The sequence below is a fragment of the Streptomyces yongxingensis genome, assembly GCF_055597465.1.
This window is the reverse complement of record NZ_CM145717.1, coordinates 709,498-721,354: the sequence shown is the minus strand read 5'-3', so window position 1 is coordinate 721,354 and position 11,857 is coordinate 709,498. Positions and strand designations below refer to the sequence as shown.

Annotated in this window: 11 protein-coding genes; 6 read left to right on the top strand and 5 right to left on the bottom strand. The window is 72.8% G+C overall.

Translation table 11 applies throughout. The features are described from left to right. The first annotated feature begins 128 nt into the window (after positions 1 to 128). From ACZ6TD_RS03225 to ACZ6TD_RS03215, 3 genes are all read left to right on the top strand, one after another. Positions 129 to 545, top strand: coding sequence for a hypothetical protein (locus tag ACZ6TD_RS03225; RefSeq protein ID WP_471350081.1), 417 nt, complete (start codon positions 129 to 131; stop codon positions 543 to 545). Positions 546 to 686: 141 nt separating this feature from the next. Then, positions 687 to 1,826, top strand: coding sequence for a PLP-dependent cysteine synthase family protein (locus ACZ6TD_RS03220; protein ID WP_471350079.1), 1,140 nt, complete (start codon positions 687 to 689; stop codon positions 1,824 to 1,826). A gap of 58 nt (positions 1,827 to 1,884) precedes the next feature. Next, positions 1,885 to 2,904, top strand: coding sequence for an MFS transporter (locus tag ACZ6TD_RS03215; RefSeq protein ID WP_471350074.1), 1,020 nt, complete (start codon positions 1,885 to 1,887; stop codon positions 2,902 to 2,904). Positions 2,905 to 3,067: 163 nt separating this feature from the next. Here the strand turns inward: ACZ6TD_RS03215 and ACZ6TD_RS03210 are convergent, their stop codons facing one another. Next, positions 3,068 to 5,041 carry a heavy metal translocating P-type ATPase gene (locus ACZ6TD_RS03210; protein WP_471350072.1) on the bottom strand — a complete coding sequence of 658 codons (1,974 nt, stop codon included), beginning with the start codon at positions 5,039 to 5,041 and terminating at the stop codon, positions 3,068 to 3,070. A 109-nt stretch (positions 5,042 to 5,150) separates the two neighbouring features. On the opposite strand from ACZ6TD_RS03210, the gene ACZ6TD_RS03205 reads away from it, so the two are divergent. Then, positions 5,151 to 5,552, top strand: a complete 402-nt coding sequence (locus ACZ6TD_RS03205; protein ID WP_471350068.1) for an ArsR/SmtB family transcription factor — start codon at positions 5,151 to 5,153, stop codon at positions 5,550 to 5,552. A 92-nt stretch (positions 5,553 to 5,644) separates the two neighbouring features. After that, positions 5,645 to 6,187 carry a GNAT family N-acetyltransferase gene (locus tag ACZ6TD_RS03200; protein ID WP_471350065.1) on the top strand — a complete coding sequence of 181 codons (543 nt, stop codon included), beginning with the start codon at positions 5,645 to 5,647 and terminating at the stop codon, positions 6,185 to 6,187. Positions 6,188 to 6,268: 81 nt separating this feature from the next. Here the strand turns inward: ACZ6TD_RS03200 and folE are convergent, their stop codons facing one another. Beyond that, positions 6,269 to 6,925, bottom strand: a complete 657-nt coding sequence (gene folE, locus ACZ6TD_RS03195; protein ID WP_471350062.1) for a GTP cyclohydrolase I FolE — start codon at positions 6,923 to 6,925, stop codon at positions 6,269 to 6,271. 215 nt (positions 6,926 to 7,140) lie between these two features. Here folE and ACZ6TD_RS03190 point away from each other — a divergent pair, with 215 nt between their 5' ends. Continuing rightward, on the top strand, positions 7,141 to 7,893 hold the full coding sequence (locus tag ACZ6TD_RS03190) for a helix-turn-helix transcriptional regulator (protein ID WP_471350059.1): 753 nt from the start codon (positions 7,141 to 7,143) through the stop codon (positions 7,891 to 7,893). 97 nt (positions 7,894 to 7,990) lie between these two features. Here ACZ6TD_RS03190 and ACZ6TD_RS03185 read toward each other — a convergent pair whose 3' ends face one another. From ACZ6TD_RS03185 to ACZ6TD_RS03175, 3 genes are read right to left on the bottom strand one after another with little or no spacing between them, the layout of a single operon-like run. Continuing rightward, entirely contained in the window at positions 7,991 to 8,605 is a 615-nt protein-coding gene (locus tag ACZ6TD_RS03185; protein ID WP_471350054.1) for a sarcosine oxidase subunit gamma, read from the bottom strand. Further along, the gene (locus ACZ6TD_RS03180) at positions 8,598 to 11,510 is read right to left on the bottom strand and encodes a sarcosine oxidase subunit alpha family protein (protein ID WP_471350051.1); all 2,913 of its coding nucleotides are present in this window, start codon (positions 11,508 to 11,510) and stop codon (positions 8,598 to 8,600) included. The genes ACZ6TD_RS03185 and ACZ6TD_RS03180 overlap by 8 nt, the downstream gene beginning before the upstream one ends. Then, positions 11,507 to 11,803: a sarcosine oxidase subunit delta gene (locus ACZ6TD_RS03175; RefSeq protein WP_471350047.1), complete on the bottom strand. Its 297-nt coding sequence runs from the start codon at positions 11,801 to 11,803 to the stop codon at positions 11,507 to 11,509. The genes ACZ6TD_RS03180 and ACZ6TD_RS03175 overlap by 4 nt, the downstream gene beginning before the upstream one ends. Between the last annotated feature and the right edge of the window lie 54 nt (positions 11,804 to 11,857).

Genomic DNA, 11,857 nt, shown 5'->3' with positions numbered 1-11,857 from the left:
TGTTCACCGCGGCCCGGTCCGCGGGCTCTTCCTCCAACTCGGCCCGAGACCGAGACGTGACGGGAAAGGGACCCCGATGGCCGCGCCCATGACGTTGCACAGAGTGCTGCTATGGATACCGTGAGTATGTGATCGCATTGCGGGTCCGTCCCGCGTTCACCGGGTGTCCCGGCCGTGCTGCCCTGCTGCTCGGCCTTGTTGTGCTGATGGCGGTCCATCTCGCGGGCGCGGTGCACGGTGCCGCCTTCGAGGGGCCGCATGTCCGCCTCGCCGCCGTCGAGACCTCCCACACCGCGCGACACACCGCGCCCGCCGGCGGGCATCAGCACGAGCACGAGGCACACGGGCACATCGATCATGCCGTCGACCGGCCCCGGGGGTCCACGCACCCTGACGATCTGGGCACCGGCCCCGCCGATGACGGGCTGGAGCTGTTCCCCACCCTGTTGGCGAGGCCCGCGGCGTACCCGGCGAGCCGCTCCGCGGGGGCCGCCGCCCCACATGGGCGGTCCACTCTCGCGCTCCACTGCGTCTGGCGGGTGTAGGCGCTGCCCGCACGTCCTGACCGGGCCGCGCCTTCGATACGTCTCACAGGCGGCGGTCCGTGGTGAGGCGTGCCCGCATGCCCCTCGACCCGACTGCGCCGTGCCCCGCCCCGACGCGGGGCGCGTAGGAGCTGTACGACCATGGATCTCCCCCTGCTCGAACTCTTCTTCCCCGGGGTGCACACCACCGCCCCGGCGATCGCCGGACGCCCGGCCCAGCTCGTGGGCAACACCCCGGTGCTGTGGATCGACGAGCCGTTCGCCCCGCCCGGGCGCGGCTTCTTCGCCAAGCTGGAGGGCGCCAACCCCGGCGGCATCAAGGACCGGCCCGGTCTGTACATGGTGCGCGAGGCCCGGCGCCGTGGCGAGCTCGCGCCCGGTGCCCCCGTCGTCGAATCCTCCAGCGGCACCCTCGGCCTCGGCCTGGCGCTGGCCGGGCTGACCTACGGTCACCCGGTCACCGTCGTCTCGGACCCCGGTATGGAACCGCCCGTGGTGCGGCTGCTCACCTCCCTCGGCGCCCGGGTCGAACAGGTGGCCGCCCCGCACCCCGAAGGCGGCTGGCAGCAGGCCCGCCGAGAGAAGGTCGGCGAACTGCTGGACCGGGCCCCGGGCGCCTACTGCCCGGACCAGTACCACAACCCCGACAACGTCGCCGCCTACCGCCCGCTGGCCACCGAGCTGATCGCCCAACTGGACCGTATCGACGTCCTGGTGGCCGCCGTGGGTACCGGCGGACACTCCGCCGGTACCGCCGCCGTGCTGCGCGAGTTCTTCCCCGGCCTGACGGTGATCGGGGTGGACGCGGTCGGGTCGACCATCTTCGGCCAGCCCGCGGGGGCGCGGCTGATGCGGGGGCTCGGCTCCAGCATCTACCCGACCAACGTCGACTACACGGCCTTCGCCGAGGTCCACTGGGTGGGCCCGGCCGAAGCGGTGTGGGCCTGCCGCCGACTGGCCCGCCGTCACCGCGTCTCCGGAGGCTGGAGCGTGGGCGCGGTGGCACTGGTCGCGGGCTGGGCGGCGCGCATGGTGCCCGCCGGTGCCCGGATCGTGGCCATCTTCCCCGACGGACCGCACCGCTATCTGGAGACCGTGTACAACGACGCCTGGTGCCGCGAGCACGACCTGCTGGACCACGCGCCGCCCACCGAACCGGACGAGATCACCGAGCCGGATGAGCGTGTGGTCACCCGCTGGACCCGCTGCACCCGGGTCCGGGACCCGCTCGGCCGGGACCGTGCTCCCCTCGACGACCGGGCCGGGGCGGGTGCGCGATGAAGGGGCTGCGGGTCCAGGTGGCCTCGGCACCCTGGCCGACGCTTACGGCTGCAAACCGATGATCCTGGCCGGATGCGCCCTGCGCACGGTGGCGTTCGCCCTGCTCGGACTGGTCGACACGCTGCCCGCGCTGATCGTGGCCTCCGCCGCCACCGGCCTGGCCGGAGCCCTGTTCAACCCGGCGGTGCGCGCCTATCTGGCCGCCGAGGCGGGCGAGGAACGGCGGGTCGAGGCGTTCGCTGCCTTCAATGTCTTCTACCAGGCGGGCATCCTGGTCGGCCCCTTGGCCGGGCTGGCCCTGCTGAGCTGGGACTTCCGCGCGGTGTGCGCGGCGTCCGCGGCCATCTTCGGCCTCCTCGCCCTGCTTCAGGCCCGTGCCCTGCCCGCCCGTCCACTGGCCGGTCGCGGTACGGAACCGGCGTGGCGGGCGGTGGCCGACGACTGGCGCGCCATCGCGGCCAACCGGCCCTTCCTGCTGTTCGCCGCCGCGATGACCGGCTCGTATGTGCTGGCCTTCCAGGTCTACCTCGCCCTCCCGCTCAGAGCCCGGGAACTCTTCGGCACCCATACGGGGTCGGTCACCGGCGCGGTCTTCGCCGTCTCGGCCCTCGCGGCGCTCTCCGGGCAACTGAAGCTCACCGCCTGGGCCCAGCGGAACCTTCCCGGACCACGAGCCATTGTCTATGGACTGGCCCTGATGGGATCCGCCTTCGTACCGCCGCTGTTCGTACCCGACGGCGGCAGGACCGGACTGGTCGCGGGGGTCGCCGGCCTCACCGTGTGCGCGGCACTGCTGGCCTGGGGCGGGGCGCTGCTCTACCCGTTCGAGATGGACACCATCGTCCGCCTCGCGGGCGACCGGCTGGTCGCCACCTACTACGGCGCCTACAACACGGCCTCCGGTATCGCCATCTCGCTGGGCAACCTCGCCGTCGGCGCCCTCTTCGACACCGGTGTGCCATGGCTGCCGTGGGCGGCCATGGCAGCCACCGGTCTGGGGTGCGCGGCCGCGGTGGCGGGCCTGCACCGCTCCGGTCGCCTCGCCCCGGGCCCGGCCCCCGTGCCGGTACCGGGCTGACGGCGCCGGGCCGGACGGTGGGCTCGCGCGATCCGGACCCACCGCCCGGCCCGGGCGGCGACTCACGGACCTCAGCGGGCCGGTGTCCGTGGTCCCCTGTCCGGCCCCCCGCAGCCTTCCTCCCCGACACCGCGCACCTCGCCGCCCCGGGAGGCTGACGGCCCTACGCGTGGTCCCGGGCGCTCCGCCAGGCCGCGTCGCGCAGCAGGCGCAGGCCGTTGAGGCCGACGACGACGGTGGAGCCCTCGTGACCGGCGACACCAAGCGGAAGCGGCAGGGTGCCCACCAGGTCCCAGATGACCAAGCCGGTGATGAACACCCCGGCGATCACCAGGTTCTGCACGACCAGGCGGCGGGCGCGACGGGAGAGGGAGATGGCGGTGGGGATGGTGGCCAACTCGTCCCGGACGACGACGGCGTCGGCGGTCTCCAGGGCGAGGTCGGAGCCCGCTCGTCCCATGGCGACGGCCGTATGGGCGGCGGCCAGGGCGGGCGCGTCATTCACGCCGTCGCCGACGACCAGCACCTTGCGGCCCGCGCCCTCCAGCTCCTTGACCGCCGTGACCTTGTCCTGGGGCAGCAGTCCGGCGCGGACATCGGTGATGCCGACCTCGGCCGCCAGAAGGCGGGCGGCGCGCGGGTTGTCCCCGGTGAGCAGCACCGGGGCGGTGCCCGCCAGCGTGGTGAGCGCGGCGACGGTGGTGGTGGCGTCCTCGCGCAGGCGGTCGGCGATGCCGAGCACCCCGACCGCCGAGCCGTCGACCTCCACCAGGACCGCGGTGCGGCCGGCCTCTTCCAGCCGCGTCGCCAACGCGGTGGCGGGGTGGTCGGGGCGCGGTTCCCGCAGGCGGCCGGGGCTGCCCACCGCGACGGTGCGTCCGTCGACCGTCGCGGTCACGCCCGTCCCCGGGGTCGAGGCGAAGTCCCAGGCCGCCGGAAGCTCCAGACCACGCTTCCGGGCGGCATCGGCGACGGCCCGGGCCAGCGGGTGCTCGCTGGGGTGCTCGGCCGCCGCCGCCAGGGCCAGCAGGGCCTCCTCGGTCAGGCCCGAGTGGCTGAGCGGGCACACGTCGGTGACTCGAGGGGTCCCCTCGGTCAGAGTGCCCGTCTTGTCGAGGGCCACGGCGTCGACCTGGCCGAGCCGCTCCATGACCACGGCGGACTTGATGAGCACACCGTGGCGCCCGGCGTTGGCGATGGCGGACAGCAGGGGTGGCATGGTAGCCAGCACCACGGCGCACGGAGAGGCGACGATCATGAAGGTCATCGCCCGCAGCAGGGTCGGCTGCAGCGCCGCGCCGAGGAGCAGCGGCACCGCGAACAGTGCCAGGGTGGCGGCCACCATGCCCAGCGAATAGCGCTGTTCCACCTTCTCGATGAACAGCTGGGTGGGGGCCTTCGTCTCCGAGGCTTCCTCCACCATCCGCACGATCCGGGCGATCACCGAGTCCGACGGGTCGCGCTCGACCCGTACGGTCAGCGCGCCGGTGCCGTTGAGCGTGCCGGCGAACACTTCGTCACCGGCCGCCTTGGCCACCGGCAGCGGTTCCCCGGTGATCGTGGCCTGGTCGACCTCGCTCGCGCCCCCCTGTACCCGGCCGTCCGCGCCGACCCGCTCCCCGGGACGTACGAGGACCACATCGCCCACCGCCAGCCGCTCGGTGGGCACGGTCTCCTCGGCCCCGTCCTCGCACAGCCGGGTGGCGGTGGCCGGGGCGAGGTCGAGCAGACCGCGCACCGAGTCCGCGGTCCGCGCGGTGGCGATGGCCTCCAGCGCCCCTGAGGTGGCGAAGATGACGATCAGCAGCGCCCCGTCCAGCACCTGCCCGAGCGCGGCCGCGCCGAGCGCGGCGACCACCATCAGCAGGTCGACGTCCAGGGTCCTGACCTTGAGGGCCTGCAATCCGGCCCATCCCGGCTCCCAGCCGCCGGTGATGTAGGTGAGGGCGTAGAGGGGCCCCCACGCCCATGCCGGTGCGCCGAGCAGCTGGAGCGGCAGCGCGATCAGGAACAGCACCAGAGCGGCCGCCGCCCAGCGGGCCTCGGGCAGGGCGAAGATCCGCGTCCGGCGCCTGGGCGCCACCGGATCACGGACCGCCCCGGGCGGCGTAACCGTGCGGGTGAGGGTCGATGACATGGCAGTCGGCGTCCTTCGGGGGAGGCGGCAATGGGCTCGGCTCCTCCACAGTACAGGACTAGATGAACAGATCTTCATGTGTTCCTGAACGGGCCGGTAGGCTGGACACATGGGTCATGGAGCCGCACCCGCCGCTGACAACGCCGTGCCGCGCGCCCGCCTGGACGCCGGCAGCGCCCCGAGAGTCGCCGCCACACTGCAGGCGCTGGCGACGCCATCCCGCCTGCTGATCCTGGCCCGGCTGCGGGAGGGGCCCTTGCCGGCCACCGAACTGGCCGCCGCGGTCGGGATGGAGCAGTCCGCGTGCTCCCACCAGCTGAGGCTGCTACGCAACCTCGGCCTGGTCGTGGGCACCCGCGATGGCCGCTCGGTGGTGTACTCGCTGTACGACAACCATGTCGCCGAACTGCTGGACCAGGCCCTCTACCACGTTGAACACCTGCGGCTGGGGCTGAGCGACGCGTCGGCCGAGTCGGCCGGGGACGTGGACGAGATATCCGCACCGCTCTGAGAGCTGCCCGCGGCGCTCGCGGCGCCGTACCCGCGCGCTGCGGCGCTACGGCTACGACGGGGGTTGTCGGTGGCCTCTGCCACACTCCGTGGATGAGCGCCGATTCACTCGAACTTCACCAGGCCACCTGCCCCGACGATGTCGATCCCCGGCTCCGGCAGGCCCTGCTCAACTGTTGGGTCGACGTCACCAACGCCGGCGGGGCGGCCGGTTTTCCCTTTCCGCCCATCGACGCCCAGCAGGCGGCCCCCGCCCTTGACGCCATCATCGCCAACCTGGCCCCGGACACCTGCCGCCTGATCCTGGCCATGGAGGACGGGGAGTTGGCGGGCTGGCTGAACATGCGCCGTGACACCTTCGCCCTCATCGCGCACTGGGGAACGCTGCACCACGTCCAGACCCACCCCCGCGTCCGCGCACGCGGTATCGGCATCGCGCTGATGGAACGGGCCCGCCAGGTCGCCCGGGACGAGATGCGCCTGGAACACCTGCACCTGGCCGCACGTGGCGGAGTGGGGCTGGAAAGGTTCTACGGACGGCTCGGCTGGAAGGAGATCGGCCGCTGGCCCGACGCCCTCCGCCTCGCCCCCGGGGACGACCGTGACGAGATCCTCATGGTCCTCCAGCCCCTGTGAACCCCGGCCCGCCTTCATCGACAAGCCCTGGCGGACCGGCCTGTGCGATGACCTCCGAGGCCATGGGAAACGCGCTGTCGGTCACGAGGCCGCGCCGGTCAGGGCGAGGAATTCGCTGCGCGAGCGGGCGTCGGAACGCAGCAGCCCGAGCAGGGTGGAGGTCATGGTGCTCGATCCGGTGGCCTGGACGCCGCGCAGGGTCATACAGGAGTGCTCGGCCTCGATCACCACACCGACGCCCTTGGGCTCCAGATGGGTCTGAAGCCAGTCGGCGACCTGCTTGGTCAGGCGTTCCTGGACCTGCGGTCGGCAGGCGAAGTGCTCGACGACACGGGCCAGCTTCGACAGGCCCAGGATGCGGCCGCCGGGCAGATAGCCGACGTGCGCGGTGCCGACGAACGGCAGCAGATGGTGTTCGCACACCGACCGGACGGGGATGCGGCGGGCCAGGACGAGTTCGTCGTAGCCCTCGTCGTTGGGGAAGGTGGTCAGGTCGAAGGGGCGCGGGCTGAACAGTTCCGCGTACGCGCGGGCCATCCGGCCCGGTGTGCCGCGCAGACTCTCCGATGAGGTGGAGATGCCCAGGGCGTTGAGGAACTGGCCGGCCGCGGCTTCCGCGGCGGCCAGGTCGATGTCGCCGGACTCGTGGACCACCCGGAGGGCGGGGCCCGCGGGTGCCGGCTCCTCCTGGGCGTGCGGGCGTATCCGGGCGGTGGCGTGGGGCACGAGTTCGGTCATGTCAGCTGCCACCGATGTCCAGAGCCGTGAGCAGGACGAGGACGTTGTCCATGGGAACTCCCGAGATGAGCATGTCGAAGGCAGCCGGACGCCCCTGGCTCCCAAACGAGTTTCGCCAATGAATCTTGGTCTTATTGAGGTGGCGCGTCAAGCCGCGCAGTGCAGGGAGCCCTAAGAGTGCTTGTGCCTATGTGAGTGGGAGTTATCGTGCTCTGGTGGCTTCTGACTCGACTCCGCCTGTCGACGCGGTCAATACCGCCATCGACTCCGTCAGCGTCCTGAGCGAGGACTCGCGGCGGCGCATGTTCGTCTTCATCCGGCGTGCCGGCCGTGCCGTCACCCGTGACGAGGCCGCCGCGAGCGTCGGCATCTCCCGCAAGCTGGCCGCCTTCCACCTCGACAAGCTCGTCGATGCCGGCCTGCTGCACGCCCGCTATGAAACGCCCGGCGGGATGCGGAAGGTCGGCAGACGGCCGAAGGTGTACGAACCCACCGACGCACAGATCACGGTCAGCATCCCCGAGCGGCGCCATGAACTCTTGGCGGACCTTCTCCTGGACGCCGTCCTCACCGAGGGGGCCGGCGAAAACGCCGCGCAGGCGGCGGTGCGGGCCGCCGAGCAGCGCGGCCGGTGGATGGGCGAGACCGCGCGGGACGAGACCCGTCCGGGCCGCCTGGGCCCCGAGCGCGGGCTGACCGTCTGTGAGCGCCTACTGGATGAGTACGGCTACGAACCCGTCCGGGAAGCCCCCACCGAGCTCCGGCTGCGCAACTGCCCGTTCCACCCGCTGACGGCGAAGGCCCCCGACCTGGTGTGCGGCATGAACCATGCCTTCCTCGCCGGTTACCTCAATGGCCTCGAGGTCAACGGGGTCCGGGCCGTGCTGGCTCCCGAGCCCGGGGAATGCTGTGTGCGGCTGGGCCCCAGCGACACCGATCGTGATGACCGGATGGCCCGCGATCGCTGATTCGCGCCGCTCTGCCGGTCGCCGCACCGTCGCCGAAGGGCGGCCCACTGGCCCGTCGATGGACAGCGGGGCCGGGCGGCATCCGCGCTGAGCCTTGTCAGGGCACCTCCGGCCCGCGGTACTCGCTCATCGCGTCGATGAGCCAGCGCGCCAGATAGTCGGCGAACGAGGACCGCGGGAGGAGGCGGTACGTCGGCGCGTCGTCGAGCTGCCAGAGCAGCACCGGGACGGGGCCCACCGTGGTCGACACCGCCCGGCCGGGGCCGAAGGCCCGGGGGTGCAGGTCCAGCCGGCAGCCCTTTTCCAGTACCTGGCGGGCGGCCGGGCCGCTCAGCTCCAGCGTGGTGCGGTTCGCCGAGACGTCCACGACCGAGCCCGGGTCTCCCGCGAGCGCCTGCCGCAACTCGGCGGTGTCGACGGGCGCTTCGGACAGCACGAGCCACTCGTCGGGGCCGAGCCAGGCGACCGTGTGGCGGGCGGACGCGGTGGTGTGGCCGCACTCTCGCGGGAGTGGCGCCCCCAGGGTCTTCTCCACGCGGTCGGCCGCTTCCGAAGCGGGGTCGAGGCGCAGGTTCACCATGGTGAGGAACGGCCGCTCGGTCAGCGTGACGCCGCGGGCGCCGGTGACGGTGGCCGCGCGCAACCGGTCCGCCAGATGTGCCAGGGGGCTGGTGCGCGGGCCCACCGGGCTCGCGTCGATCAGCTCAGCCATCTCGCTTGGTCCCTTCGGGGTCGTAGAGCACGGGTTCGGTGACCTGGACGGGGACGAGGTCGTCGCCGACGGGGGCGAGCAGCGTGTCCCCGACGCGGTCCCGCCCGGCGGCGACCAGGGCGAGGGCGAACGGACGGCCCAGCGCCTGGCTGTGGTAGCTGGAGGTGACATGGCCGAGCATCGGCACCGGCCCGGCCTCGGGGGTGACGGGCACGTTGGGCGCGATGAGCTGGGTGCCCTCGGGCAGCCGGGTGCTGCGATCGCTCGGAAGCAGGCCGACCAGCTGCTTGCGGTCGGTGCGGGAGGTGTCGGGGCGGGAGTACGAGCGCTTGCCGATGAAGTCCTTCTGCTTCGAGACCACCCAGGACATGCCGGCGTCGTGTGGGGTGACGGTGCCGTCGGTGTCCTGGCCGACGATGATGTAGCCCTTCTCGGCCCGCAGGACGTGCATGGTCTCGGTGCCGTACGGGGTGATGTCGTACGGCCGGCCCACCGCGTACACCTCCTCCCAGACCGCCAGGCCGTACCACGCCGAGACGTTGATCTCGTAGGCCAGTTCGCCGGAGAAGGAGATCCGGCAGATGCGGGCCGGGATTCCGGAGGCCAGGGTGGTCTCGCGGAAGGCCATGAAGGGGAACGCCTCGTTCGACACGTCGACTTCGGGGGCGAGATGGGCGACGACCTCGCGCGAGTGCGGCCCGACGACGGCGATCGTCGCCCACTGCTCGGTCACCGAGGTGCAGTGGACGTCGAGCTCGGGCCACTCGGTCTGCAGCCACTCCTCCAGCCAGTCCAGGACTCCGGCGGCGCCGCCGGTCGTGGTGGTCATGAAGTAGCGGTTCTCCTCGAGGCGCAGCGTCACGCCGTCGTCGAAGATCATGCCGTCGGGCTTGCACATCACGCCGTAGCGGGCCATGCCGGGCCTCAGCTTCTTGAAGCCGTTAGTGTAGACGCGCCCCAGGAACTCCCCGGCGTCCCTGCCCCAGATCTCGATCTTGCCGAGGGTGGAGGCGTCCAAGAAGGCCACCCCCTCACGGGCGGCGCGGCACTCACGGGCCACGGCCGAGTCCATGTCCTCACCCGGCCGGGGGTAGTACCAGGGGCGCTTCCACTGCCCGACGTCCTCGAACACCGCCCCGTGAGCGACATGCCAGCTATGGATGGAGGTCATGCGCTCCGGGTCGAACAGCTCACCGCGCTCCCGCCCGGCCAGGGCGGCGAAGGCCACCGGCGCGTACGGCGCCCGGTAGGCCGTGGTGCCGATCTCCCCGGGTGACGCGCCCGCGCCGAGGACCTCGGCGATGACACCGATCGCGTTGACGCCGGAGGTCTTGCCCTGGTCGTTCGCCGTGCCGAGCGAGGTGTAGCGCTTGACGTGCTCGACACCGCGCAAGCCCGAGCCGGTGGACCGCCGGACGTCGGCGACGGTGACATCGCGCTGGAGGTCGACGAAGTGGGTGTCCCAGCCGCCGGGCTCGCCTTGGGGGGCGGGCACCAGCCACAGCGCGCGCATCGGGCCGCCCCCGGCCCGCGCCTCGTCCGGCGACGGCAGGGGGACCGGGAACCCGGCGTCCGTCGCCGCCCGTGCACCGGCCCGCGCCCCTTCGGCCAGACAGCCGTCGAGGTCGTACGTCCCACGGGCCGCGCCGACGACCCGCTGGTCCCGCACGGTGCCGTCGGGGACGAAGGCGACCAGGTCCTCGTCCCAGCGCAGCGTGCCCTGGCGCTGGCTGTGCAGGTGCACCACCGGGCTCCAGCCGCCCGAGACGGCGAGCAGGTCGCAGCCGAACGACTCCGGCGGGCCGGTGAGTCGACCGCCCTCGTCGAGGGCCTGGACGGTGACGCCGGTGAGCCGGTCGCCGCCCGCGGTGCCGACCACCGCGCTGCCCGTCAGCACCCGCACCCCGGTCGCCGTCGCGACCTCGGCGGCCCGGCGGGACAGCCCGGCGCGCGCGTCCACGACGGCGGCGATGTCGATCCCGGCGGCGTGGAGATCGGCGACCGTGTCATAGGCGCTGTCGTTGGTCGTGCTCACCACCGCCCGCGAGCCCGGAGCCACGGCGTACCGGTTGAGGTACGAGCGCACGGCCGCCGCGAGCATCACCCCGGGCCGGTCGTTCCCGGCGAAGACCAGCGGACGCTCGTGGGCGCCGGTCGCCAGGACCACCTGGCGGGCCCGGATGTGCCACAGCCGCTGGCGTGAGACGCCCTCGGAGGGGGTGGGCGCGTCGGCTCCGAGGTGATCGGTGCGCCGCTGCACGGCCAGCACATAGTTGTCGTCGTAAGCGCCGAACGCCGTGGTGCGGTGCAGGACGACGGCCTCCGGGGCGGCGTCGAGCGCCGCGCGGACCTCGGCGACCCACCCGAGGGCGGTCTGCCCGCCGACCCTCTCGGCGCGCCCGGAGAGCAGCGAGCCGCCGGGCTCGGGCTGGTCGTCGAGGAGGATCACGCGGGCGCCGGAGCCCGCGGCAGCGGCGGCGGCCGCGAGCCCGGCCGGTCCGGCGCCGATGACCAGGACATCGGTGTGGACGTACTTCTTGTCGTAGACGGCGGGGTCGGGGGTCGGGTCGAGCCACCCCATCCCGGACAGCGTGGTGGCGGACAGCCCGTCGTAGAGCTCCACGGTCGTCGCCGGAAGCATGCCCTCCGAGCACGAACCGTCGAGCTGCACCAAGGCGTTGGGCTCCTCGACACCCGCCGCGACGATGCCGCGCGGGCGTCCGCGGTAGATGGACGGGGCGACCTCGACGACCCCGTTCGCCAGCATCGCCGACGCCACGGTGTCCCCGGGGTGCCCGGTCAGCTCCCGCCCGTCGACGGTGAACCGCAGCAGGGTGCCGCGATCGATACGGCCTCCTTGCCGGAGCCGACAGTGCTGGTCGGGCCGGCGGGGCTGGTCGGTCATCGGTTTCCTCCGGCCTGGGGCAGTTCGGGGCGGGGCGCGTCGAGCCGATAGGAGGTCAGCACCTCGTAGCTGACGGTGTCGCGCAGGACGTTGAACCAGCGGCGGCAGCCGGTGCTGTGCATCCACCGCTCGGCGAAGGGGCCCTTGGGGTTGTCCCGGTAGAAGAGGTACGCGGCCCACTGCTCGTCGTCGAGGTCGGCGGGGCGCTCGGGGTAGGGGACATGGGCCTGTCCCCCGTAGTGGTACTCGGCCTCGTCGCGAGGACCGCACCATGGGCAGGTGATCAGCAGCACGGTGTCCTTCTCTCAGCGGGCTCTCGGCGGGCTCTCAGTGGCCGCTCGGCCGGT